Source organism: Stenotrophomonas sp. DDT-1, assembly GCF_001580555.1.
Taxonomy (GTDB): Bacteria; Pseudomonadota; Gammaproteobacteria; order Xanthomonadales; family Xanthomonadaceae; genus Stenotrophomonas; species Stenotrophomonas sepilia.
On the sequence record NZ_LEKR01000015.1, the window covers coordinates 57,226 to 80,278 of the forward strand.

Sequence of the window (23,053 nt, forward strand, 5' to 3'; positions counted from 1 at the left end):
CTGCGGCAATCCGCAACACAGCGTTGCCGCCTCCCCGGGAATGCCCGTACAGGCCCGTCACCACTGGCCGAGCGCGGCCTGGGCAGGTGCTGGAACGTACCGGGTGGAACACTGCGTGCAGCGCCGGCCGTCGCCTCAGGCCGTGGCCTTGCCTATGGTGGGCACATCCTCCACAGCTACGGCGAGCACACCCTCATGGCCAGCCCCTCCACCCGCTACCGGATCTCGGTGACCCCCATCGAAAAGGACGGGCTGCAGTGCACAGGGCGCTGCACCATCGAACTGGAGCATCGCGCCAGCCGCGACCTGATGCGCCTGCTGGAGGCGGCCCCGCGTACCGCCGGTATCAGCGGCGACGAGCGTGCGACCCTGGTGATCGCCACCCAGCTGCTGCGCGACATCGTGCAGCGCCATGCCGAGACCGGCGGCCACGCACTGGCGGCCATCGCCGGCCAGGTCCTGCCAGCGCTGGACGCTCTGGATCAGCTGCCCTCCTCCCGCTGATCCCGGCGCAATCGCTACACTGCCACCCTCCAGGTTGCCTCGGGGAGGAGGCAGACATGCGCAGGATAATGTTGCTGATCGCCCCCCTGGTGCTGCTGGGCTGTTCACGCCCGGCAGCACAGACGACCGGCGACATCGTGGCAGCGTCCGCTCCCGTCGCTGCTACCGCAGCCGTGGACACCCGCACCGGCCCCGATCCCGCAGCAATGCAGGCAAGTGAAATGCCGGTGCTGTCTGCTGTCGCCGACGATGCCGAGCCGCCATCGACGATGCTCAACCGCTACGTAGCGGCGTTGCTCAACCGCGACCGCGCCGCCAGCGATGCCGCCTGGACGATCCCGCCCAGCGACCCGCGGCATGCGGACGACGCCGCGCTGCGGCAGCTGCAGGACCTGCGCACCCTGCGCCTGCACAGCGATCCCCCGGTCGCCCGCGACGACCGGCAGCCACCGCGGCTGCTTGAAGTGCCGGTGCAGATCCGCGCGATCACCGCCAACGGTACGTTCCGCTTCGGTGGCTGGTACCGCGTGCAACCCAGCAGCGATGGCAGCGCCTGGCAGATCCAGTCGGCGCAACTGCGTCCAATGCTGGACTGAACCGTTACAGCCGCATGCACGCGCGATTCAGCCTGCACGGCTACTCTTTGATCCATCCATTCCCTGCCATCGGTCACCGCCATGCGCCTGCGTTCCCTGATGACCCGCCTCGCTGCCTCCACCGTACTGATCGCCGCTGCGATCGGCGCGCAGGCGGCTCCCTCCATTTCCGGCCGCGAACTGTCGGTGGGTGCCAGCGACGTGCAGCAGTACCTCGATGGCAGCTTCCCGCGCACCCAGGACGCCCTTGGCGGCCTGATCTCCCTGACCATGAGCCATCCTCAGCTGAGCCTTCCGGCCGGCGAGCGCTTGAACCTGGGCATGGACGTGGCACTGGCCACCGCCGGCGGCAACCCGGCCAAACTGGGTACGGTGAAGCTCAGCAGCGGCCTGCGCTACGACGCACAGACCCAGGGCTTCCACCTGCAGCAGCCCAGTGTGGACGACTTCACCCCGGCCAACCAGGGCGGCCGCCTCGACTCACGCACCCGTGGCCTGCTCAATGCCTGGCTGAGCGACTACGCCCAGCGCGAACCGATCTACAAGCTGGACCCGGCGGTGGCCGGGGTGCTCGGCGCGCTGCAGGTACAGGCGGCACAGGTCAAGAACGGCAAGCTAGTGGTCACCTTCAACCAGAACCTGGGCAACCTGGTGCCGGCAGGCCTGCTGGGCAAATAAGGTGGTGCCGGCCGCTGGCCGGCAGCGCAGACTGCACTGCCGGCCAGCGGCCGGCACTACCGGTATAGCGGATCACGCGGCAAGCGCTTTTACCACCGCCTCGCTGAAAGCAGGAATGTCATCCGGCTTGCGGCTGGTGATCACGTTGCCGTCGACCACGACCTCGGCGTCGCGCCAGTTCGCGCCCGCGTTGGCCAGATCCTGCTGAAGGGAGGGCCAGGAAGTCAGCTCGCGGCCATCGGCCAGGCCGCTGTTGATCAGCAGCCACGGGCCATGACAGATCGCGGCGACGGGCTTGCCGGCTTCATCCACTGAGCGGATGAAGCTGAGCACCGCGTCGTCGGTGCGCAGTGTGTCCGGATTGATGACGCCCCCTGGCAGCACCAAGGCATCAAAGCCCGCCGGGTCCGCCTCGTCCAGCGGAATGTCGACCGCGACGGCGTCGCCCCAGTTCTTCTCTTTCCAGCCCTTGATGGTCGCCTCCTTTGCGGGCGACACCACGCTGACCCGCGCACCTTCCGCTTCCAGCAGCCGCTTGGGCTCGGTCAATTCGGACTGTTCAAAGCCGTGGGTCGCGAGGATTGCGATCTGTTTGCCCTTCAATCGCTCTGCCATGGGTGCACTCCAGTTGGGGGAGTGCACAGCGTGGACGAACGGCCCTTGCACGGCGGTGACCCTGCCGTGCACGGCAGGTGGAGAGCCTCCCGCTAGTGCCGGCCGCTGGCCGGCTCCTGCATCGCGCCATGCCGGCCAGCGGCCGGCCCTACCCGGTACCGGTCAGCGCTTGGGCTGCAGCATGGTGCCGGTGCACTTGGGCGAGCCGCAGCGGCATTCCCAGATCTTCTTCAACTTGGCGGTGTGGCGCTCGGCCAGGGTGATGCCGTAGTTGTAGGTCAGCTCTTCGCCAGCCTTGATATCGCGCAGCGCCTCGATGAACACCTTGTCACCACGGCTGTCGCCGTCCTCATCTTCCTCGATCACCGCCTCGCAGTTCGGGTCGCAGCTGTGGTTGATCCAGCGCGCGTCGTTGCCCTTGTAGTTGGCGTCGATCACCCAGTCGTCATTGAGGGTGAACAGGAAGGTATGGCCGCTTTCGACGTCGCCGCTGTCATCGGCATCAACGTCGCCGTGGCTGCGCAGCAGGCCCTTGTACTGGATCACGCGCTCGCCCTGCTTGATCGGGGCGACGGCGAACACGCCGTTGCCATGGATGGCGGACTTGCGGGCTTGGATCTTCTTCGGCATCGGCACGGGCTGTTTGCAGCGGATGGAACAGGGATTCTCGCCCATTCCGGGTGATTGCGAAAATCACCCGGTTGGCGCAGCATGGCGCCCCCGGCAGCGCCCGCTGGCAGAGCCTCCCGGCCCGGCCCCAGCGCCGGCTGAATGCCCGGGTTGGATGGTGACGAATAAAAGCGTACAATTTCAGTCCGCTTTAAGAACCACTCGCATCCCCATGTTGCGCGTCACCAAGCTCACCGATTACGCCACCGTCGTGCTGACCGTGCTCGCCGCCCGTCCGGGCGAGGTGCTCAGTGCCACCGAACTGGCCGAATTCACCGGCCTGGAGCCGCCCACCGTCAGCAAGGTACTCAAGCCGCTGGCCCAGGCCGGCCTGGTCGAAGGCCTGCGCGGCGTCCGTGGCGGCTACCGGCTGACCCGCCCGGCCATCGAGATCTCGCTGTTCGAAGTGGTCGAAGCGATGGAGGGGCCGCTGGCCCTGACCGAATGCAGCCACGACCACCACCAGTGCGGCATGGCGCCCAAGTGCGGCGCGCGCAGCAGCTGGCGGCTGATCAACGACGTGGTCTCCGAGGCCCTGCGCGATGTCAGCCTCGCGCAGATCCTGCCCCCTCTTCCCCTTGTCGATGACGAACAGCGCCGCACCATCGCTGTCGACGTCGTCTCCTGATCCACAGGCAGCCCCCCATGGCCACCGAAACCATCGAAAACGTCGCCCACGACGACACCCCCAACCGCGAGATCCACGAGCAGCTCGGCCGCAAGTATTCGGCCGGCTTCATCACCGAGATCGAATCGGACTCCCTGCCCCCGGGCCTGGACGAGGACACCATCCGTGCCCTGTCGGCCAAGAAGGACGAGCCGGAGTGGATGACGCAGTGGCGCCTGGACGCCTACCGTCACTTCCTGACCATGCCGATGCCGGACTGGGCCAAGCTGGAGATCGCCCCGATCGACCTGCAGGCGCTCAGCTATTACTCCGCGCCGAAGGGCCCGAAGTACGCCTCGCTGGATGACGTGCCGAAGGAACTGCTCGACACCTACGACAAGCTGGGCGTGCCGCTGCACGAGCGCGCCAAGCTGGCCGGCGTGGCGGTGGACGCGGTGTTCGACTCGGTGTCCGTCGGTACCACCTTCCGCAAGGAACTGGCCGAGAAGGGCATCATCTTCTGCTCGATGTCCGAGGCCATCAAGGAACATCCGGAACTGGTCCGCCAGTACCTGGGCACCGTGGTGCCGGTGGGTGACAACTACTTCGCCGCGCTCAACTCGGCGGTGTTCTCCGATGGCAGCTTCGTGTTCATTCCCAAGGGCGTGCGCTGCCCGATGGAACTGAGCACCTATTTCCGCATCAATGCCGGCCACACCGGCCAGTTCGAGCGCACCCTGATCGTGTGCGAGGACAAGGCCTACGTGTCCTACCTGGAAGGCTGCACCGCGCCGATGCGCGACGAGAACCAGCTGCACGCCGCAGTGGTCGAGCTGGTCGCGCTGGAAGACGCGGAGATCAAGTACTCCACCGTGCAGAACTGGTACCCGGGCGACGAGAACGGCGTCGGCGGCATCTACAACTTCGTCACCAAGCGTGCCGAATGCCGTGGTGCGCGCAGCAAGGTCACCTGGACCCAGGTCGAGACCGGCTCGGCGATCACCTGGAAGTACCCGTCCTGCGTGCTGCTGGGCGACGACTCGGTCGGTGAGTTCCACTCCGTGGCGCTGACCCATCACCGCCAGCAGGCCGACACCGGCACCAAGATGATCCACGTCGGCAAGCGCACCAAGAGCAAGATCGTCAGCAAGGGCATCAGCGCCGGCCGCGGCCAGAACACCTACCGCGGCCTGGTGCGCGTGGACCGCAATGCCGACGGCGCGCGCAACTACACCCAGTGCGACTCGCTGCTGATCGGCAAGCAGTGCGGCGCGCACACCTTCCCCTACATCGAGGTGAAGAACCCGGGCGCCACCGTCGAGCACGAGGCCACCACCTCCAAGATTTCCGACGACCAGCTGTTCTACTGCCGCGCCCGTGGCATCAGCCAGGAAGACGCGGTGTCGATGATCGTCGACGGCTTCTGCAAGCAGGTGTTCCGCGAACTGCCGATGGAGTTCGCGGTGGAAGCCAAGAAGCTGCTGGAAGTCTCGCTGGAAGGTTCGGTCGGATGAAGGCCCTGTTCGCCCTGGCCCTGCTGCTCGGTACCGCCGCGCCGGCATGGGCGGCCAGCGCCGACGCCGACGGGTGCAATCCTGAAGGCACGCAGATGGAGCTCAACGCCTGCGCCGACTGCGATTTCCGCAAGGCCGACGCCGAGCTCAACGCGATCTACCGGCAGGTGCTGGCCAAGCTTGCCGGGCAGCCGGTGGCACTGGCCCGGCTGAAGGACGCGCAGCGCCTGTGGGTGCAGCTGCGTGATGCCGATCTGGAGGCGCGCTACCCGGTCGGCAAGGACGAGAATCCGCGCGTCCTGTACGGCTCGATGTACCCGATGCTGTATCTGCACGCCAAGTCCAGCCTGACCGATACGCGCACCGCCTACCTGCGCAGCGAATTCCTGGAGCGCAGCGAATACGACCTGTAAGTCGCGCTGCCTGCCATCCCCCATTCGACAAGACGACCATTCCAATGCTGAAGATCGAAAACCTCCACGCCCGCATCGGCGACAAGGAAATCCTCAAGGGCCTGTCGCTGGAAGTGAAGCCCGGCCAGGTGCACGCCATCATGGGCCCCAACGGCGCCGGCAAGTCCACCCTGGGCAATGTCCTGGCCGGCCGCGACGGTTACGAAGTGACCGAAGGCAGCGTGCAGTTCGACGGTGTCGACCTGCTGGACCAGGACCCGGAAGCGCGCGCCGCCGCCGGCCTGTTCCTGGCGTTCCAGTACCCGGTGGAAATCCCGGGCGTGAACAACACCTACTTCCTGCGCGCGGCACTGAACGCCCAGCGCAAGGCGCGCGGCGAAGAGGAACTCGATTCGATGCAGTTCCTCAAGCTGGTGCGGCAGAAGCTGGCCGTGCTGCACCTGAAGGACGAGCTGCTGCATCGTGGCGTCAACGAAGGCTTCTCCGGCGGCGAGAAGAAGCGCAACGAGATCTTCCAGCTGGCCGTGCTGGAACCGAAGCTGGCGATCCTCGACGAGACCGACTCGGGCCTGGACATCGACGCACTGAAGAGCGTGGCCGACGGCGTCAATGCGCTGCGCGCCGCCGACCGTTCGTTCCTGGTCATCACCCATTACCAGCGCCTGCTGGACTACATCAAGCCGGACGTGGTGCACGTGCTGGCCGATGGCCGCATCGTCAAGAGCGGCGGCCCCGAGCTGGCGCTGGAACTGGAAGCGCACGGCTATGATTTCCTGAAGGACCGGGTCGTGCCCGAGGCGGCGGTCTGATGAGCGCCCTGCTCGACTCGATGGCCCAGGCCTTCTGCGGCAGCGATGCGCGCCGCGAAGTGCTGGATGCGGCCCTGCGCGATGGCCTGCCGGCCGCCCGCAATGAAGCCTGGAAGTACACCTCGCTGCGCCAGCTGGAACGCCGTGCGTTTGCTGCGGCACCGCTGCAGGGCCCGGCGCTGGACGCCGCGCTGCTGGACGACATCCCGGCGCCGCGCCTGGTGTTCGTCAACGGCCGCCTCGATGCCACGCTGAGCGACGTGCAGGCCCTGCCGGCCGGCGTGCAGCTGCAGCCGCTGTCGGCCGCACTGGCCTCCGGCGAAGACGCCGTGCGTTTCCTTGGCCGCCGCTACGAGCGCAGCGAAGAGATCTTCGCCCGCCTCAACGCCGCACTGGCCGATGAAGGCGTGGTGCTGCGCGTGGACGAAGGCGTGCAGGTCGAAGCGCCGCTGCAGCTGGTATTCGCCAGTGTGGCGGGCGAGACCGACCTGGCCTGGCACCACCGCCACCTGATCGAACTGCGTGCCGGCGCCAGCCTGGGCGTGGTCGAGCACCGCTTCAGCGTCGGCGATTCGGCCCACCTGGACAACACCGTGCTGCACGCCCACGTCGCCCGCGATGCCGTGCTCAAGCATGCCCGCGTGCAGGCCAGCAGCGCGCGCCAGACCAGCTTCCTGCGCACCGACGCCGTACTCGCCCGCGACGCGCAGTACCACCGCGTCGACCTGGAACTGGGCGCCGCGCTCAGCCGCCATGAACTGAACGTGCGCCTGGAAGGCGACAATGCCCGGCTGACCGCCAACGGCGTGCTGCTCGGCAATGGCCGCCGCCACGTCGAAACCCGCCTCGGCATCGACCATATCGCCCGCGATACCGCCTGCGAGCTGCTGTGGCGCGGCGTAGCCGCCAACCGCAGCCGCGTGGTGTTCCATGGTGGCATCCAGATCCGCGAAGGCGCCGATGGCACCGACGCGAACCTGTCCAACAAGAACCTGCTGCTGTCGGCCGACGCCGAGATCGACACCCAGCCGACGCTGGTGATCGACGCCGATGAAGTGAAGGCCGCGCACGGCGCGACCGTTGGCCAGCTCGATGCCAATGCGCTGTTCTACCTGCGCTCGCGCGGCCTGCCGCAGGCCCAGGCGCAGGCGCTGCTGAGCGCTGCGTTCTGCCATGAACCGCTGAAGATCCTGCCGGACGCGCTGCGCGCGCAGCTGGCACGCCGCCTGGACAAGGCCCTGGCCGAGGCGGGTGTGGCATGAACCTGTCCACGCCGCGCCCGATCGAAGAACGCACCGGCGCCCCCGACTGGGACCGCGTCCGCCTCGACTTCCCGCTGCTGATGCGCGAAGTACACGGCAAGCCGCTGGTCTATTTCGACAATGCCAACACCGGCCAGAAGCCGGTGCAGGTGATCGGCGCGGTGGACGAGTTCTACCGCCGTTACAACGCCAACGTCAGCCGCGCGGTGCATGCACTGGGCAGCGAAGCCACCGATGCCTACGAAGGTGCGCGCAACACGCTGGCGCGCTTCCTCAACGTGCGCCCCAGCGAGCTGGTGCTGTGCAGCGGCACCACCTTCGCCATCAACCTGGTGGCGTATTCGTGGGCGCTGCCGCGGCTGAAGGCCGGCGACGTGATCCTGGTGTCGCGCATGGAGCACCATGCCAACATCGTGCCGTGGCAGCTGGTCGCGCAGCGTACCGGTGCCACCATCCGCGTGGCCGAGATCACTCCCGATGGTGCGCTGGACCTGGATGCGCTGCGCGCGGCGATGACCCCGGAGGTCAAGCTGCTGGCGGTCACCCATGTCTCCAACGTGCTGGGCACGGTCAACCCGGTGCGCGAGATCTGCCGCGAAGCGCGCAAGCGCGGCATCATCACCGTGGTCGATGGCTCGCAGGCCGTGCCGCACCGCAAGGTCGACGTCGCCGCGATCGGCTGCGATTTCTACGCCATCACCGGCCACAAGATGTGCGGCCCAACCGGTACCGGTGCGCTGTGGGCGCGCCGCGAACACCTGGACGCGATGCCGCCCTTCCTCGGCGGCGGCGAGATGATCAAGGAAGTCAGCTTCGACGGCACCGTGTTCAACGATGCCCCGCACAAGTTCGAAGCCGGCACCCCGAACATCGCCGGCTTCATTGGACTGGGCGTGGCCGCCGACTACCTGCAGCAGCTGGGGCAGGACCACGTGGAAGCGCGCGAAGCCGAACTGCTGGCGCACTTCACCGAAGAACTGCACCGCGTCGATGGCCTGCGCATCATCGGCGAAGCACCGGAAAAGGCGGCCGTGGTCTCATTCCTGATCGACGGCGCACATGCGCATGATCTGGCGACCCTGCTCGACCTGGAAGGCGTGGCCGTGCGGTCAGGCCAGCACTGCGCGCACCCGCTGCTGCAGTACTTCGGCCTTGCAGCAACCTGCCGTGCCTCGTTGGCGTTCTACAACACGCACGCCGAGATCGAGCGGTTCATGACTGCGCTGACCAAGGTGCGCAAGCTGCTGGGATGAGCCCGCAGACTGGGGTCAGATCCCTTTCGCCGCCCGAAAGGGCTCTGACCCCAACTACCCGATCACTCCTGCAGCCGCCGCACCGACGACACACATAGTTCGGCAGGCCACTGGCCAAGATGCCCCTTGCCGCTCACCGCATCCGGCCGCGCCGCCGACACGATCCCGGTCATTTCAAAAGCCTGCTCCGTCGGCAACGTCACCGGCGCGATTCCCTCCACGCAGATGCCGTCTGCCGCCCACGGGTCACGTACCGCCGGTCCCGGATGCAGCGCCGACATTTCCCAGCCTTCGACGTAGGCACCCCGCACCTTTACCAAGCGGCCCTGGTAGCGGACAGGGTGCGCACGCAGTTCCTCCAGGGCGACAGGAAGTGCACGTGCCGGGTTGAACCCAGGGCAGGCAAAACTGTTGAAGGAAGCATCCCTGCCCACGACAGAGCCATCCGTGCACGCGAGCAGGATCGACATCGCCACGATCATGCCGAGCGTAGCGACCTTCATGGCGCCCCCGTCTCCGCCTTGCCAATCCATTTCTGCCTCCTGCGGGAAAGCGATGAACGGCGAGCATAGCCGGCGCTCCGGGGGCAGAGCTCCTCCGCGTTGCGAAAGGGATCTGCCCCCTCCCCCCATTTGCGCCCGCCCACGCCCCACCTAGAATGGGGCGATGAGCACTCTGACCTTCCGCGCCGCCACGCCGGCCGACATTCCCGCCCTGATCACCCTGGTCACCTCGGCCTACCGCGGCGATGCCAGCCGCGTCGGCTGGACCACCGAAGCCGACCTGCTGGACGGTGCCCGCATCGACGCCGAAGGCATCCAGGCCGACCTCGACCGCCCGCGCTCCACCATCCTGCTGGCCGAACGCGAGGGCCAACTGGTGGCCTGCGCCCACGTCGCCGATGTCGACGGCAAGGGCTACTTCGGCATGTTCTCGGTTGATCCGGCGCAGCAGGGCGGCGGCGTCGGCAAGCAGCTGATGGACGCCGCCGAAGCGCACGCCGCACGCGAATGGAACGTGCCGGTGATGCAGATGACGGTGATCGACGTACGCGACGAACTGATCGCCTTCTACGAGCGTCGTGGCTACCAGCGTACCGGCATCAAGAAGCCGTTCCCGTATGGCGACGAACGCTTCGGCATTCCCAAGCGCGACGACCTGCGTTTCGAGATCCTGGAGAAATCGCTGGCCGGAGCGGCCGCGTGAGCGATACCTGGACCTTCGTCTGTGCCGGCAACGAGCTGCTGCCCGGTGAAATGAAGAGCGTGTTCGACGAAGTGACCGGCACGCCGATCGTGGTGTTCAACCTCGACGGCGAGCTGTACGCACTGGAAGACCAGTGTACGCACGAGGAATTCGAGCTGTCCTCGGGCGAATTCAACACCGCCGAAGGCAGCGTGGAGTGCGTACTGCACGGTGCGCGCTTCGACGTGCGCGATGGCCGCGCCCTGTGCGCCCCGGCCTATACGCCGGTACCCAAGTTCCCGGTGAAGCGCGAACACGACGCCGTCTGGACGCGCGACGACCGGGATTGAGGCCGCGCCCCGACCTCGGGGTATCCGCCCGTGGGCTGGATCTGCAGGAGGCCCGCAAGTGCCCTCCCAGGGCGTTCCCCGGCCGCTCCAACATGCCGTACATGCGAATCATTATCGTTGATGTTATTCTACGTAACATCTTCGTAACGACGCCGCCCTCGCGCCATGGCTTCGCCCGCGCCCACCGCCACGTTGTGCCAGCTCGCCCGCCAGGGTTGGCCGTTGCTCGTGGCCGTGCTGCTGACGCTGCTGCTGGGCTGGTCGGCACTGCACGAAGGACGCGGCAATGGCCCTGCTGCCCACGGCTGGCAGGCACACGCTGAAGATCTGCAGCAGGTCATGCCGACGCCGGCCCCGCCGGCGGACGAGTGCCCGCACCATGCGGCACCGGCACCGGAACCGCCGCTGGACGGCGAGGGCGCCGCGCCCTGCACCGGACTGGCTCCCCCGCGCGCCATCCTGGTCGCGCACATTCCGCTGTGGCGATCCGACGCACTGCGTTGGCAGCGGCACGATCCTGCGCTGCGCTTGAACCCCGGCCACGCACCGCCTGCACCGCACGCCAGTTGAGGCGCCCTGCGGCGGTTGCCGTGCGCCTGTTTACGTTTCCTGCCAGCCGAGCGTCGGCTCGGCTCTACAGATACCGCCTTCTACATGTCGTCGCGCTGTCTGCGCTTCGGCCTTCGCCGTTTCCCGATCCACGCCACTACCCATAGCCATGACCCACATCACGTCCCGCAAACACGCCCCGCGCGTATCCCTGCTCGCCACCGCCACCCTGGCCGCCGGCTTCGCACCGCTGGCCGCGCAGGCTGCCGACAGCGCCGATGCCGGCTCCCGCAATGCCACCGACCTGGACAAGGTGCAGGTGCGCGGCAGCTGGTTCAATCCGTCCTCGCCGAAGTTCACCGCCGAACTGCTGGACACCCCGAAGTCGGTGTCGATCGTGTCGGAAAAGCTGATCGCCGAAACCGGTGCGACCAACCTGCAGGATGCACTGCGCATGGTGCCGGGCATCACCTTCGGTGCCGGCGAAGGCGGCAACCCGACCGGCGACCGCCCCTTCATCCGTGGCTTCGATTCGCAGAGCAACGTCTTCGTCGACGGCCTGCGCGACGTCGGCTCGCAGACCCGCGAGATCTTCGATCTGGAGCAGGTGGAAGTGGTCAAGGGCCCGAGCTCGGCCTACGGTGGCCGTGATTCCGGTGGTGGCAGCCTGAACCTGGTGAGCAAGACGCCTAAGCTGAAGAACGAGACCAACGCCAGCATGGGCATCGGTACCGACAGCTACGCACGCGGCACCGTGGACGCCAACTACGTCCTGGGCGATGGCATCGCCGCGCGCCTGAACCTGATGAAGCACGAATCGGACATCGCTGGCCGCGACGCCGCCAATGTCAGCCGCTGGGGCATCGCGCCGTCGATCGCGTTCGGCCTGAACGGCCCGGCGCAGCTGATCGCCAGCCACTACCACATGCAGAGCGATGACCTGCCGGACGCCGGTGGTTTCCCCTACGGCAACCCGAACGGTGCGCCGGCCTCGAAGTGGGTCGACGGCCGCCCGATGGTGCCGGACCGCAACAACTACTACGGCCTGGTCGACCGTGACTTCCAGCGCACCCGTGCCGACATCAGCACGCTGGATGCCAGCTACGATTTCGGCGGCCACAAGCTGCGCAACATCGCGCGCCTGGGCAACACCAGCAACGATTACCTGTGGACCCAGCCGGACGACAGCCAGGGCAACCCGAACAACTACGGCACCTTGTGGCGCCGTACCAACGCCCGCGCCGTCGACGTCAAGAGCTTCGCCGACCAGCTGGGCCTGACCGGTGCCTTCCAGACCGGCGCGCTCAAGCACAGCTACAGCGCTGGCGTGGAGTACAGCGACGAGAAGATGACCCGCGGCAGCTATCTGATGACCCCGGGCACCAGCAACCCGCTCACCGGCAACAGCAAGTGCCCGACCACCGGCGCGGCCACCGGCTACAACTGCACCGATTTCGCCGATCCGGATCCGCGCGATCCGTGGGCAGCCACCCATTCGGTGTACCGCAGCGACAAGGCACTGGACGTCGAGCAGCGCACCAGGACCACCTCGGCCTACGTGTTCGACACCATCGAGCTCAATGAGCAGTGGATGATCAACCTCGGCCTGCGCTACGACGACTTCCGCACCACCCTGACCACCCCGGTGGCCGGCAAGGCGCCGACCCGCGTGCGCAACAGCAATGACTTCCTGAACTACCAGGCCGGTGTGGTGTTCAAGCCGGCCGCCAACGGCAGCATCTACCTGTCGTGGGGCACCTCCTCGACCCCGCCGGGCATGGACGGTGGTGACGGTTCGGACGGCCTGAGCGCCGCCGTGGCCGACCTCAAGCCGCAGGACACGAAGAACCTCGAACTGGGCACCAAGTGGGACCTGTTCGACCAGCGCCTGAACCTGACCGCAGCGATCTTCCACACCGTGATGAACAACGCACGCGTGACGGTCGACAACGGCACCAGCCAGAACGCCGGCAAGAAGGAGATCAACGGCTTCGAACTGGGCTTCACCGGCCAGCTGACCGACGCCTGGAGCCTGTACGGCGGCTACACCTACCTGGACTCGGAACTGAAGGACAACGGTTTCGTCTGTGGCGCACCAGTGGGCCGCACCTGCCCGTCCAACGTGTACGTGCCGTCGCCGTACAACGGCAACGTGTTCCCGAACACTGCCAAGCACAGCGCCAACCTGTGGACCACCTACCGCTTCCCGATCGGCCTGACCCTCGGCGCCGGCGCGTTCTACTCGGACAAGCAGTACGGTGATGTCGCCAACACCAAGTGGATCCCGAGCTACACCCGCTTCGACGCGATGGCCAGCTACGCGATCCAGGACAACATCAGCCTGCAGCTCAACGTGCAGAACCTGACCGACAAGACCTACTTCACCAAGGCCTATGCCTCGCACTACGCGAGCATCGCCCCGGGTCGCTCGGCCACTCTGGCACTGAACGTCAAGTTCTGATGTAACGGCGCTCCACCACGGCGGCAGGCGCTCTCCTGCCGCCGTTTTTGTTTCCGGCGATACTCACCCCATGGCAACCCGTACCCCCATCGACAGCGACGCCCTGGCCGAGCTGCTGCAGCACGATCCACAGGCTGCGTTCGCACGCGTGCGCGACGCCGCACAGGCCGGGCAGGTCGAGGCGCAGCTGCTGCTCGCGCAGATGCACATGGAAGGTAAAGGCACCGCGCAGGACGCCTCGGCTGCGCTGCTCTGGTACGAAACCGCCGCCAACAACGGCGCGCCGATGGCGATGAACATGCTCGGCCGCTGCCATGAGCTGGGCCAGGGCACCACGCCCGATCCCACGCTGGCCGCGGTGTGGTACCGGCGCGCGGCCGACACCGGCCTGGACTGGGGCCTGTACAACCTGGCCAACCTGCTGGCCACCGGCCGCGGCGTGCCCCAGGACCGCGCGCAGGCACTGGCCCTGTACACCCGCGCCGCGCATCTGGGCCATGCCAAATCGATGAACCTGCTGGCCCGCCACCTCGAGGACGGGCTGGACACCGCAGCCGATCCGCAGGCAGCGCTGGCCTGGTACCAGCGCGCGGCCGAGGCCGGTGATTTCCGCGGCCAGGCCAACTACGCCTCGATCCTGCTGCAGGCCGGCCAGGTCGAGCAGGCCGTGCACTGGCTGCAGCTTGCACTGGCGCACGGCAGCCCGGCGTTCATGGCGCACATCGTGCCGGAGCTGGCCGCATCGCCGCATCCACAGGTGCGCGCCCTGGTCGCACCGCCGTCGCTCTGAGGAGTTCCGCATGCTGCTGCACATCCCCGATATTCTCAGCGCCGACCAGGTGGCCGACTTCCGCCGCCGCCTCGATGCTGCCGACTGGACCGATGGCCGCGAAACCGTCGGCCATCTGGGCGCGCAGGCCAAGCACAACCAGCAGCTGCCCGAGGCGTCGCCGCTGCGCCGCGAGCTGGGCGAGATCATCCTCGTCGCGCTGGCCCGGCATCCGCTGTTCTTCAGCGCCGCGCTGCCACTGAAGTACCTGCCACCGCGCTTCAACCGTTACAGCGGCGGCGGCACCTACGGCTTCCATGTCGATGGCGCGGTGATGAACCTGGCCAACGGCGAACAGCTGCGTTCGGACATCTCCTGCACCCTGTTCCTGTCCGCGCCCGAGGAGTACGAAGGCGGCGAGCTGATCATCAGCGACACCTACGGCGAGCACGAAGTGAAGCTGCCGGCTGGCGACCTGATCGTCTACCCGTCCAGCAGCCTGCATCAAGTGCGCCCCGTCACCCGCGGCGCACGCGTGGCTTCGTTCTTCTGGGTGCAGAGCATGATCCGCGACGACGTGCAGCGCCGCCTGTTGTGGGAAATGGATGGCTCGATCGAGCGCCTGCGGCAGACCGGCGGCGACGCCGAGGCGATCCTGCAGCTGACCGGCGTGTACCACAACCTTTTGCGGCGCTGGAGCGAAGTCTGAGCCTTGCCGGGCCGGTCCGCGAAATTTTGGCAATCATTCTCATTTGCAACAGCTAACGGCTCTCATTACAATCACGCCCCGTTGATGCCGGCCGCTGCCGGCAGACCCCTGGGGACCCCTGCTTGCTGCGTCCGCTTCGCCCTCGCCCACTCATCCATCGCAAGATGGGCACCGCCATGCGCGGCCAGCGTCCGGCGCTGGCCAGCCTGCTGGCATGGGTGGCGATGCTGGCGTTGCTGCTGGGCACCCTGCCACTGCTGCCACAGGCCCAGGCTGGAATGGCCATGCAGATGCCGCTGGAAGAGCGCGGCGGCGAAAGCCCCCTGCAGGAAGAGGCGCCGGCCAAGCTGCGCCGCGGTGCATCCACTCCGGTGAAAGCGGCCGAGCAGGCACACCCGCCTTTGCTGCTGGCCAGCCACTGGCTGCGCACTGAACTCGAACTCGTACCCGCCACGCCGGCCATGCCCGGCGTGCGCCCGGACTGGCCGCTGGCCGCTCCGGACACGCCCTGGGCCGATGCGCCCGGGCGCCGCCAGCAGCGCGGCCAGGCGCCCCCGCTGGCCTGATCCACGGCCTGGCGTGACCGCCTGCGCGGTCGCGCCTGCACGTCGCTGCCTGCTTCATCCCTGCCGCCCCTGACCGGGCCTTCCGTGCCCGCCGCGCGCTTCGCGCACGGCATCGCGCCACCCTGCATTCTTCGAGGTAATTGCCATGGCCCAGCGCCATCGTGTCCGTTCGTCCCTGTCCCGTACCCTGCTGACCAGCGCCGTGCTCGCGGCTTTCGCCAGCCCCGCCTTCGCCCACGGTGACGCCGTCGGCGCCCCGCAGGCACTGGACAAGGTGGTGGTCACCGCCTCCGGCTTCGAACAGAAGGTGATCGATGCCCCGGCCAGCATCAGCGTGGTCAGCCGCGAGGAACTGAGCAAGCGCCCGTATACCAGCCTGGTCGATGCGCTGCGCGACGTCGAAGGCATCGACGTGGGCCTGGAAGCGACCGACAAGAACGGCCGCGCCACCGTGTCGATGCGCGGTCTGCCGTCCGAGTACACCCTGGTGCTGATCGACGGCCGTCGCCAGAGCAATGTCGGCCAGATCTACCCGAACAACTTCGGTGGCGGCCAGTTCGCCTACCTGCCGCCACTGGAGGCGATCGAACGCATCGAAGTCGTGCGCGGGCCGATGTCCACGCTGTACGGCTCGGATGCGATGGGCGGCGTCATCAACATCATCACCCGCCGCAACCAGGACAGCTGGCACGGCTCGGTGACCCAAGGCTTCACCGTGCAGCAGGACGACCAGTTCGGCGATGCGCGCACCACCGACCTCTACCTCAGCGGCCCACTGCTGAAGGACCGCCTCAGCCTGGCGGTACGCGGCAGCTACTACGATGCCAAGGCATCGAACCCGGAATGGGATGCACTGACCCTTCCCGACGGTACGCCGTGGGAGCGCAGCATCGGCTTCGGCGGTGGCGGCAAGTCGGTCGCCAACACCAACTGGAACACCGGTGTGCGCCTGGACTTCCGCATCAACGACGATCACGAACTGTGGCTGGACTACGACGTGTCGCGGCAGAAATACGACAACAGCGAAGGCCAGACCGGCACCCTCGACAGCCTGGCCAGCCTGTGGCGCGTCGGCAATGCGATCATTCCCAACCCGAACGGCAGCGGAACCGTCACCCGTCGCGTGGTGCAGCCGCGCGTGGGCTACACCGCCTACCAGCGCTACGAGCGCGATCAGCTGTCGCTGACCCACCAGGGCCGCTACAGCTTCGGCACCTGGCAGACCTCACTGACCCACAGCAAGAGCAACAACCTGGGTCGTTCGCTGCCGCTGACCCTGGACGAGCGTGCCAACCTGCAGACGCTGTGGAATGACGTCTGCCGCCGCACCGGCGCCGCCAACAACTGCGCGGCCGGCCGAGGCAACGCCCTGGCCGCCCTCAACCCGAGTGAGACGGCGCGCCTGCAGGCGTTCCTGCCGCGCCCGCTGCGCAGCATGGAACTGGAAGGCTACGTGCTCGACACGATGCTCGACCTGGACTTCGGCGCGCACACGCTGACGGTGGGTGGCCAGTACAACAACACTGACATGGTCGACGGTGTGTTTGGCATGGATGGCGCCGGCTACCGCAGCAACGTCAAGCAGAAACACCGCATGTGGGCGCTGTTTGCCGAGGACAACTGGGCGCTGACCGACACCCTCACCGCCACCTTCGGCCTGCGCTACGACGACCACAACGTGTTCGGCAGCCACGTCAGCCCGCGTGGCTACCTGGTGTGGAACGCCAGCGATGCGTGGACCTTCAAGGGCGGCGTCAGCACCGGCTACAAGACCCCGCGACCGGACCAGCTGTTCCCGGGCATCACCGGCTTCGGTGGCCAGGGCGTGCTGCCATTGGTCGGTTCGCCGAACCTGAAGCCTGAAACCAGCACCAACTACGAGCTGGCCGCCTACTACGAGGGCCAGCGCTGGGGCTTCAACGTGACCGGCTTCTTCAACACGTTCGAAGACAAGATCGCCAGCGGCGGCACCTTCCCCAACTGCGAAGTGGCGCGCGCCGGCAGCGGCTACTGCGTGGACATCGGCCCGGGCTGGGCCGCACTGGGCTACAGCACCTTCACCCAGAGCGTGAACATCGACAAGGCTGAAACGCGGGGTGCCGAACTGGCCGCCCACGTCGACCTGCTCGACACCCTGCAGCTGCGCGGCAACTACACCTGGACCAGGAGCGAGCAGACCCGTGGCGCACAGAAGGGGCTGCCGATCAGCGGCACCATGCCGGCAAAACACATGGCCAACGCCAGCCTCAACTGGCAGGTCAACGAAGCGGTCAGCCTGTCGCTGATCGGCGAGGGCCGCTACGACCGCTACCGCGACACGCTGCTGGACGCCAACGGCGCCAGCCACACCCGCTACTACGAGGACTACACGATCTTCCATCTGGGTGGCAGCTGGAAGGCCACGCCCTGGCTGACGGTGAACGCACGGGTCAACAACCTGTTCGACAAGGATTTCGTCTCGCAGTCGTGCCTGTTGATCAGCCAGAGCGAATTCAACTGCGTGGACGACTATGCGACCAAGGACCAGCGGCGCAGCTACTGGATTTCGCTGAACGCGAAGTTCTGATCGCCGCGCCCTGCTCCTGCTCCACGCATGGCGTGGATCTACCGATCGGTAGTGCCGGCCGCTGGCCGGCAACCCGAAATAGCTCCGGGATACAGAACGATACGCAATTGCGAGCTATTCTCATCAATGATGTAATGGGCAGTCCCCGTCCGCCTCGAACCGTGCCGTGAGCCGTCCCGCCCTTTCCACCGTGCAGCAGCAACAGAACCGTGGCTTCTGGCTGCGGACGCTGCACCAGTGGCACTGGATCAGCTCCGCGGTTTGCCTGATCGGCATGCTGCTGTTCGCGGTGACCGGCCTGACGCTCAACCATGCCGCGAAGATCGAGGCCAAACCCCAGGTGCAGAATCAGCGTCTGGAACTGCCGGCCGATCTGCTTGGACAGCTCGGCACGCGCGAAGACGGCAACGCGCCGATCCCGCGCCCGGCCCGGCACTGGCTGGACACGCAGCTGGGCATCGCCATCGGCGGCCGCCCGGCCGAATGGTCGGCCGAGGAGATCTACCTGTCGCTGCCGCGCCCCGGTGGCGACGCCTGGCTGAGCATCGACCGCGAAACCGGCGCGGTGGAGTACGAATCGACCTCGCGCGGCGTGGTCTCCTACCTCAACGACCTGCACAAGGGCCGCAACGCAGGCCCCGCATGGGGCTGGTTCCTGGACCTGTTCGCCGTGGCCTGCCTGGTGTTCTGCATCACCGGCCTGTTCCTGCTGCACCTGCATGCGCGGCAACGGCGCATGACCTGGCCGCTGGTCGGCCTCGGCCTGATGATCCCGCTGTTGATCGCCCTGCTGCTGATCCACTGACTTCCACCGTGAATTCCATCCGTTCCTCCGGAGCCGCCCCATGCGCGTCACCCTGACCATCGCCCTCAGCGGCCTGCTGGCGACCTCGCCGGCCTATGCCACCACCCTCGACATCAACGTCGAAGTGCCCAAGCTCAACGTGGCCGAATACCACCGCCCGTATGTGGCGGTGTGGCTGGAAGGCGCCGACCAGAAGGTCGCGGCCAACCTGTCGGTCTGGTACCAGCAGACCAGCAACAGCGAAGGCCACGGCACCAAGTGGCTGCCCGACCTGCGCCAGTGGTGGCGCAAGAGAGGCCGCACCCTGCAGGTGCCGGTGGACGGCGTGACCGGCCCGACCCGCCCGGCCGGCAAGCACGCGCTGTCGTTCAACGACAGGCAGCCGGCACTGAAGCAGCTGGCCCCGGGCAACTACACCCTGGTGGTGGAGGCGGTGCGCGAAGTCGGCGGCCGCGAACTGCTGAAGATCCCCTTCACCTGGCCGGCCACCGCCGCGCAGAGCGGCAAGGCGCAGGGCGCCACCGAACTGGGCCAGGTCACCCTGTCCGTCAAACCCTGAAAAGGGGACGGAGGGGATTAAGTCGTAATCCCCTTCTCCTTGCCGCATCACCCCGCATCCACTGGAGTCCTCCGCATGAAGCGCACGCTCGTCCTCGCCGCCGCCCTGGCCGCTGCCCTTCCCTTCTCCGCCCTGGCCCACAAGGCCTGGCTGCTGCCCTCGCAGACCGTGCTCGCCGGCAACGCACCGTGGGTCACCGTCGACGGTGCGGTCTCCAACGACCTGTTCTACTTCAACCACGTGCCGCTGCGACTGGAATCGCTGGTGATCACCGCGCCGGACGGCAGCACCGTGCAGCCGCAGAACGCGGCCACCGGCAAGTACCGCAGTGTGTTCGACATCGAACTGAAGCAGCCCGGCACCTACCGCATCGCGTCGGTCAATGACGGCCTGTTCGCCACCTATGAGCAGAACGGCGAGCGCAAGCGCTGGCGCGGCAGCGTGGCGACCCTTGGCGAACTGCCCAAGGACGCGAAGAAGCTGGAACTGAGCCAGTCGGTCGGCCGCGTGGAGACCTTCGTCACCAACGGTGCACCGAACGATACCGCGCTGAAGCCGACCAACCGGGGTATCGAGCTGGTCGCTGTTGGTCACCCGAACGACCTGTTCGCCGGCGAGGAAGCCACCTTCCGCGTGCTGGTCGATGGCAAGCCGACCGCTGGCCTGGAGTTCGAGATCGTGCGGGGCGCCACCCGCTACCGCAACGCACAGGACGAACTGAAGCTCACCAGCGACGCCAAGGGCGAGATCAAGGTGACCTGGCCGGAAGCCGGCATGTACTGGCTGGAAACCGGCACCGAAGACAACAAGACCTCGGTGAAGCAGGCCGCCAAGCGCCGCCTGAGCTACGTCGCCACGCTGGAAGTGCTGCCGCAGTGATGTGGACCACGATGCCGGGCACACCCCGGCATCGCCGCCACGACGCATCACCATGACTGATCCCCAGCTCGACATCGCCCGCCTCGGCGGCACCACCATGGGCACCACCTGGAGCGTGTCGCTGGTCGCGCCGCGCAAGCGCGACCTGTACCCACTGCATGCCGGCATCCAGGCGCGGCTGGATGCGGTGGTGGCGCAGATGAGCACATGGGAGCCCGGCTCGAACCTGAGCCGCTACAACCGCGCCAACGCGGGCCAATGGTGCGTGCTGCCGGCCGAGACCCGCCACGTTCTGGCCTGCGCACACGCCATCGCTGCCGCCAGTGACGGCGCCTTTGACCCCACCATCGGTCCGCTGGTTGCACTGTGGGGCTTCGGTGCACACGCCGGCGAACGCCGCCCGCCCGACGACGCTACCCTGCAGGCCACGCGTGAGCGTTGCGGTTGGCGGCGCCTGCAATGGCAGGGCGATGCGCTGCTGCAACCGGGTGGACTGGAACTGGATCTCTCTGCGATCGCCAAGGGCTTCGGCGTCGATCACGTCGCCGCGTGGCTGCGCGGACAAGGCATCGCTGCCGCGCTGATCGAGGTCGGTGGCGAACTGGCCGGCTACGGCCGCAAACCGGATGGCCATCCCTGGCGCGTGCTGGTGGAATCCGCACCCGAAGAAGACGCGCACAGCGAAACACCACTGCGGGTGCTGGCGTTGGATGGCAAGGCGGTCGCCACCTCCGGCGATCGCTGGCATCAGTACCAGGCCGATGGCGAGGTCTACAGCCACAGCCTCGACCCGCGCAGCGGCACGCCGGTGCGCCAGGTCGCCGCAGCGGTCACCGTGGTGGCAGACGACGCGATGCATGCTGATGCCTGGGCCACCGCACTGACCGTCCTTGGTCGCGAACACGGCATGGCACTGGCCGAGCGCGAAGGCCTGGCTGCACGCTACCTGCAGCGTGCAGCGGACGGCGCGCGGGAGTTCCTCAGCAGCGCCTTCCAGCGCCTGCTCGACGAGCAGGATGCATGAGCACCCGGCCGTCACGCGCCTGGCTCGGCAACGGCCTGGTCCTGCTTCTGCTGGCGCTGATCGGTTGGGCGTTGCTGCGCCTGCATCTCGGCGAAGCGTGGTGGCACGGCGCGCCGCCAGCGCGGCAGTCGCAGATCGCGGTGCTCGCTACGGTGTTGTATGCGCTGGCCTGCGCCGCACGGTGGTGGCGTGGGCGCCCGCGCGACGATGCCGCAACCGGAGACATCGCGCCCATCCTGCTGGTCTGGTCCAGCCAGACCGGCTTTGCCCGCGAACTGGCCGAACGCAGCGCAGAGGCCCTGCGCGGTGCCGGCGTGCCCGTGCGCGTGCGCGGCCTGCATGAGGTGGACGCCGCGTTGCTGGCCGGCAGCCAGCGCGCATTGTTCATTGCCAGCACCACCGGCGAGGGCGACCCGCCCGATCACGCCCTGCCGTTCCTGCGCCGGGTGATGGCTACGCCGCCGTCGCTGCAGCACCTGCAGTACGGCGTGCTCGCACTGGGCGACCGCAGCTACGGTCACTTCTGCGGATTCGGCCACCAGCTCGACCAATGGCTGCGCCAGCACGGTGCGCATCCGCTGTTCGATGCGATCGAGGTCGACAACGCCGATCCGGCCGCGCTGCGCCATTGGCAGCAATTGCTGGGCCAGCTCGGCGGCGGCGCCAGCGAACTGCCCGACTGGAGCCCGGCCGAATACCAGCCGTGGACGCTGCTGCAACGTGAGCATCTGAACCCGGGCAGCCCCGGCGGCGCGGTGTATTGGCTGCGCCTGCAGCCCCCTGCCGATGCAGATGCGCAGTGGCAGGCCGGCGACATCGCCGAGATCGGCCCGCAGCACGCATCGCACACCGTGCGTGCCTGGCTGGACGCACAATGCTTCGATGCGGATACCGTGCTGGATGACGGGCAGACGTTGCTGGCGCGTGTCGCGCGCTCGCACCTGCCCTCATTGGTTCCCCCGGGTGATCTGCCCGCATTGCTGGCGACCCTGCAGCCGCTGCCGCATCGCGAGTACTCCATCGCCTCGGTGATGGCCGACGGCGCGGTGGAGCTGCTGCTGCGTCGCCAGCTGCGCAGCGATGGCACGCCCGGCGTCGGCAGCGGCTGGCTGTGCGACCACGCGGTCATTGGCGAGCCGGTGCAGCTGCGCCTGCGCCGCAATGACAACTTCCATGGCGTGGCGCCCGACGTCCCATTGCTGCTGATCGGCAACGGCACCGGCATCGCCGGCCTGCGCGCGCACCTGCACGAACGCGTACGCAGTGGCGCGCGCCGTACCTGGCTGCTGTTCGGTGAGCGCACTGCCGCGCATGACTTCCACTTCGGTGAAGAACTGCAGGCGATGCTGGAAGACGGCACGCTGGCGCGGCTGGATGCAGTGTTCAGCCGCGATGGCGGTGTGCATCGCTATGTGCAGGACCGCCTGCTGGCCGAAGCAGCAACACTGCGGCAGTGGGTGGATGAAGGCGCGACGATCCTGGTCTGCGGCAGCCTGCAGGGCATGGCCCCGGCGGTGGATGCGGTGATCGAGCAGGTGCTGGGGACTGCGGACAAGGAAGCGCTACTGCTGGCCGGTCGTTACCGGCGCGATGTGTATTGAGCTCACCGCATCCACGCATGGCGTGGATCTACTGAACGGCGTGTCCGGGCAGCGTGGCAATCGCACACCCGTAGATCCACGCCATGCGTGGATAGCGCCCACCGGCGCCG

At 67.5% G+C, this 23,053-nt stretch carries 25 protein-coding genes; 22 read left to right on the forward strand and 3 right to left on the reverse strand.

Annotated features, from left to right (window positions below; genetic code table 11):
- Window positions 1-195: 195 nt before the first annotated feature.
- From AB839_RS09855 to AB839_RS09865, 3 genes are all read left to right on the forward strand, one after another.
- Entirely contained in the window at window positions 196-504 is a 309-nt protein-coding gene (locus AB839_RS09855) for a DUF3861 family protein (RefSeq protein WP_005415605.1), read from the forward strand.
- A gap of 56 nt (window positions 505-560) precedes the next feature.
- Window positions 561-1,100, forward strand: coding sequence for a hypothetical protein (locus AB839_RS09860; RefSeq protein ID WP_061479213.1), 540 nt, complete (start codon window positions 561-563; stop codon window positions 1,098-1,100).
- A gap of 81 nt (window positions 1,101-1,181) precedes the next feature.
- A complete protein-coding gene (locus AB839_RS09865; protein ID WP_005415603.1) occupies window positions 1,182-1,778 on the forward strand; it encodes a DUF1439 domain-containing protein in 597 nt (198 codons plus the stop codon).
- A gap of 72 nt (window positions 1,779-1,850) precedes the next feature.
- Here AB839_RS09865 and AB839_RS09870 read toward each other — a convergent pair whose 3' ends face one another.
- Window positions 1,851-2,393 (reverse strand): type 1 glutamine amidotransferase domain-containing protein, encoded by a 543-nt coding sequence (locus AB839_RS09870; RefSeq protein WP_005415602.1) that lies wholly within the window; start codon window positions 2,391-2,393, stop codon window positions 1,851-1,853.
- 162 nt (window positions 2,394-2,555) lie between these two features.
- Entirely contained in the window at window positions 2,556-3,023 is a 468-nt protein-coding gene (locus AB839_RS09875; RefSeq protein ID WP_012479369.1) for an SET domain-containing protein-lysine N-methyltransferase, read from the reverse strand.
- A gap of 211 nt (window positions 3,024-3,234) precedes the next feature.
- Between AB839_RS09875 and AB839_RS09880 the strand changes: the two genes are divergently transcribed.
- The 6 genes from AB839_RS09880 to AB839_RS09905 are packed head-to-tail and all read left to right on the forward strand — an operon-like array spanning window position 3,235 to window position 8,920.
- A complete protein-coding gene (locus AB839_RS09880) occupies window positions 3,235-3,690 on the forward strand; it encodes an SUF system Fe-S cluster assembly regulator (RefSeq protein ID WP_061479214.1) in 456 nt (151 codons plus the stop codon).
- 17 nt (window positions 3,691-3,707) lie between these two features.
- Window positions 3,708-5,183: a Fe-S cluster assembly protein SufB gene (gene sufB / locus AB839_RS09885; RefSeq protein ID WP_005408435.1), complete on the forward strand. Its 1,476-nt coding sequence runs from the start codon at window positions 3,708-3,710 to the stop codon at window positions 5,181-5,183.
- On the forward strand, window positions 5,180-5,596 hold the full coding sequence (locus tag AB839_RS09890) for a lysozyme inhibitor LprI family protein (RefSeq protein WP_061479215.1): 417 nt from the start codon (window positions 5,180-5,182) through the stop codon (window positions 5,594-5,596). The genes sufB and AB839_RS09890 overlap by 4 nt, the downstream gene beginning before the upstream one ends.
- 44 nt (window positions 5,597-5,640) lie before the next feature.
- On the forward strand, window positions 5,641-6,405 hold the full coding sequence (gene sufC / locus AB839_RS09895; protein WP_061479216.1) for a Fe-S cluster assembly ATPase SufC: 765 nt from the start codon (window positions 5,641-5,643) through the stop codon (window positions 6,403-6,405).
- A complete protein-coding gene (gene sufD / locus AB839_RS09900; protein ID WP_061479217.1) occupies window positions 6,405-7,667 on the forward strand; it encodes a Fe-S cluster assembly protein SufD in 1,263 nt (420 codons plus the stop codon). The genes sufC and sufD overlap by 1 nt, the downstream gene beginning before the upstream one ends.
- Window positions 7,664-8,920, forward strand: a complete 1,257-nt coding sequence (locus AB839_RS09905) for a cysteine desulfurase (protein ID WP_061479218.1) — start codon at window positions 7,664-7,666, stop codon at window positions 8,918-8,920. The genes sufD and AB839_RS09905 overlap by 4 nt, the downstream gene beginning before the upstream one ends.
- Window positions 8,921-8,982: 62 nt before the next feature.
- Here the strand turns inward: AB839_RS09905 and AB839_RS09910 are convergent, their stop codons facing one another.
- Complete coding sequence (locus tag AB839_RS09910; RefSeq protein WP_156476640.1) at window positions 8,983-9,423, reverse strand: hypothetical protein; 441 nt, start codon at window positions 9,421-9,423, stop codon at window positions 8,983-8,985.
- 163 nt (window positions 9,424-9,586) lie between these two features.
- On the opposite strand from AB839_RS09910, the gene AB839_RS09915 reads away from it, so the two are divergent.
- From AB839_RS09915 to AB839_RS09975, 13 genes are all read left to right on the forward strand, one after another.
- Window positions 9,587-10,126: a GNAT family N-acetyltransferase gene (locus tag AB839_RS09915; protein WP_061479220.1), complete on the forward strand. Its 540-nt coding sequence runs from the start codon at window positions 9,587-9,589 to the stop codon at window positions 10,124-10,126.
- A complete protein-coding gene (locus AB839_RS09920; RefSeq protein ID WP_061479221.1) occupies window positions 10,123-10,455 on the forward strand; it encodes a non-heme iron oxygenase ferredoxin subunit in 333 nt (110 codons plus the stop codon). Before AB839_RS09915 ends, AB839_RS09920 begins: the two co-directional genes overlap by 4 nt.
- Before the next feature lie 165 nt (window positions 10,456-10,620).
- The gene (locus AB839_RS09925; RefSeq protein WP_061479222.1) at window positions 10,621-11,025 is read left to right on the forward strand and encodes a hypothetical protein; all 405 of its coding nucleotides are present in this window, start codon (window positions 10,621-10,623) and stop codon (window positions 11,023-11,025) included.
- Window positions 11,026-11,173: 148 nt separating this feature from the next.
- Entirely contained in the window at window positions 11,174-13,465 is a 2,292-nt protein-coding gene (locus AB839_RS09930; RefSeq protein ID WP_061479223.1) for a TonB-dependent receptor, read from the forward strand.
- Between the two features lie 70 nt (window positions 13,466-13,535).
- Window positions 13,536-14,255 carry a tetratricopeptide repeat protein gene (locus AB839_RS09935; RefSeq protein WP_061479224.1) on the forward strand — a complete coding sequence of 240 codons (720 nt, stop codon included), beginning with the start codon at window positions 13,536-13,538 and terminating at the stop codon, window positions 14,253-14,255.
- A gap of 10 nt (window positions 14,256-14,265) precedes the next feature.
- The gene (locus AB839_RS09940) at window positions 14,266-14,943 is read left to right on the forward strand and encodes a Fe2+-dependent dioxygenase (RefSeq protein WP_061479225.1); all 678 of its coding nucleotides are present in this window, start codon (window positions 14,266-14,268) and stop codon (window positions 14,941-14,943) included.
- A 164-nt stretch (window positions 14,944-15,107) separates the two neighbouring features.
- A complete protein-coding gene (locus AB839_RS09945) occupies window positions 15,108-15,509 on the forward strand; it encodes a hypothetical protein (protein WP_061479226.1) in 402 nt (133 codons plus the stop codon).
- Window positions 15,510-15,654: 145 nt separating this feature from the next.
- Window positions 15,655-18,075: a TonB-dependent receptor gene (locus tag AB839_RS09950; RefSeq protein WP_061479227.1), complete on the forward strand. Its 2,421-nt coding sequence runs from the start codon at window positions 15,655-15,657 to the stop codon at window positions 18,073-18,075.
- 166 nt (window positions 18,076-18,241) lie between these two features.
- Window positions 18,242-18,880, forward strand: coding sequence for a PepSY-associated TM helix domain-containing protein (locus tag AB839_RS09955; RefSeq protein WP_061479228.1), 639 nt, complete (start codon window positions 18,242-18,244; stop codon window positions 18,878-18,880).
- 40 nt (window positions 18,881-18,920) lie between these two features.
- Window positions 18,921-19,439 carry a DUF2271 domain-containing protein gene (locus AB839_RS09960; protein WP_061479229.1) on the forward strand — a complete coding sequence of 173 codons (519 nt, stop codon included), beginning with the start codon at window positions 18,921-18,923 and terminating at the stop codon, window positions 19,437-19,439.
- 75 nt (window positions 19,440-19,514) lie between these two features.
- A complete protein-coding gene (locus AB839_RS09965; RefSeq protein WP_061479230.1) occupies window positions 19,515-20,318 on the forward strand; it encodes a DUF4198 domain-containing protein in 804 nt (267 codons plus the stop codon).
- A 52-nt stretch (window positions 20,319-20,370) separates the two neighbouring features.
- Window positions 20,371-21,342 (forward strand): FAD:protein FMN transferase, encoded by a 972-nt coding sequence (locus AB839_RS09970; protein WP_061479244.1) that lies wholly within the window; start codon window positions 20,371-20,373, stop codon window positions 21,340-21,342.
- A complete protein-coding gene (locus AB839_RS09975) occupies window positions 21,339-22,943 on the forward strand; it encodes a sulfite reductase subunit alpha (RefSeq protein ID WP_061479231.1) in 1,605 nt (534 codons plus the stop codon). Before AB839_RS09970 ends, AB839_RS09975 begins: the two co-directional genes overlap by 4 nt.
- The last annotated feature ends 110 nt before the right edge of the window (window positions 22,944-23,053 follow it).

Excerpts from the sequence above, each read along its gene's own strand:
- AB839_RS09860 (WP_061479213.1), top strand. The coding sequence starts at position 561 with ATGCGCAGGATAATGTTGCTGATCGCCCCCCTGGTGCTGCTGGGCTGT.
- AB839_RS09975 (WP_061479231.1), top strand. The coding sequence starts at position 21,339 with ATGAGCACCCGGCCGTCACGCGCCTGGCTCGGCAACGGCCTGGTCCTG.
- AB839_RS09950 (WP_061479227.1), top strand. The coding sequence starts at position 15,655 with ATGGCCCAGCGCCATCGTGTCCGTTCGTCCCTGTCCCGTACCCTGCTG.
- sufD (WP_061479217.1), top strand. The coding sequence starts at position 6,405 with ATGAGCGCCCTGCTCGACTCGATGGCCCAGGCCTTCTGCGGCAGCGAT.
- AB839_RS09890 (WP_061479215.1), top strand. The coding sequence starts at position 5,180 with ATGAAGGCCCTGTTCGCCCTGGCCCTGCTGCTCGGTACCGCCGCGCCG.
- sufB (WP_005408435.1), top strand. The coding sequence starts at position 3,708 with ATGGCCACCGAAACCATCGAAAACGTCGCCCACGACGACACCCCCAAC.
- AB839_RS09925 (WP_061479222.1), top strand. The coding sequence starts at position 10,621 with ATGGCTTCGCCCGCGCCCACCGCCACGTTGTGCCAGCTCGCCCGCCAG.
- AB839_RS09945 (WP_061479226.1), top strand. The coding sequence starts at position 15,108 with ATGGGCACCGCCATGCGCGGCCAGCGTCCGGCGCTGGCCAGCCTGCTG.
- AB839_RS09965 (WP_061479230.1), top strand. The coding sequence starts at position 19,515 with ATGAAGCGCACGCTCGTCCTCGCCGCCGCCCTGGCCGCTGCCCTTCCC.
- AB839_RS09960 (WP_061479229.1), top strand. The coding sequence starts at position 18,921 with ATGCGCGTCACCCTGACCATCGCCCTCAGCGGCCTGCTGGCGACCTCG.
- AB839_RS09915 (WP_061479220.1), top strand. The coding sequence starts at position 9,587 with ATGAGCACTCTGACCTTCCGCGCCGCCACGCCGGCCGACATTCCCGCC.
- AB839_RS09970 (WP_061479244.1), top strand. The coding sequence starts at position 20,371 with ATGACTGATCCCCAGCTCGACATCGCCCGCCTCGGCGGCACCACCATG.
- AB839_RS09880 (WP_061479214.1), top strand. The coding sequence starts at position 3,235 with ATGTTGCGCGTCACCAAGCTCACCGATTACGCCACCGTCGTGCTGACC.
- AB839_RS09855 (WP_005415605.1), top strand. The coding sequence starts at position 196 with ATGGCCAGCCCCTCCACCCGCTACCGGATCTCGGTGACCCCCATCGAA.
- AB839_RS09875 (WP_012479369.1), bottom strand. The coding sequence starts at position 3,023 with ATGCCGAAGAAGATCCAAGCCCGCAAGTCCGCCATCCATGGCAACGGC.
- AB839_RS09910 (WP_156476640.1), bottom strand. The coding sequence starts at position 9,423 with ATGAAGGTCGCTACGCTCGGCATGATCGTGGCGATGTCGATCCTGCTC.
- AB839_RS09935 (WP_061479224.1), top strand. The coding sequence starts at position 13,536 with ATGGCAACCCGTACCCCCATCGACAGCGACGCCCTGGCCGAGCTGCTG.
- AB839_RS09930 (WP_061479223.1), top strand. The coding sequence starts at position 11,174 with ATGACCCACATCACGTCCCGCAAACACGCCCCGCGCGTATCCCTGCTC.
- sufC (WP_061479216.1), top strand. The coding sequence starts at position 5,641 with ATGCTGAAGATCGAAAACCTCCACGCCCGCATCGGCGACAAGGAAATC.
- AB839_RS09940 (WP_061479225.1), top strand. The coding sequence starts at position 14,266 with ATGCTGCTGCACATCCCCGATATTCTCAGCGCCGACCAGGTGGCCGAC.
- AB839_RS09865 (WP_005415603.1), top strand. The coding sequence starts at position 1,182 with ATGCGCCTGCGTTCCCTGATGACCCGCCTCGCTGCCTCCACCGTACTG.
- AB839_RS09870 (WP_005415602.1), bottom strand. The coding sequence starts at position 2,393 with ATGGCAGAGCGATTGAAGGGCAAACAGATCGCAATCCTCGCGACCCAC.
- AB839_RS09905 (WP_061479218.1), top strand. The coding sequence starts at position 7,664 with ATGAACCTGTCCACGCCGCGCCCGATCGAAGAACGCACCGGCGCCCCC.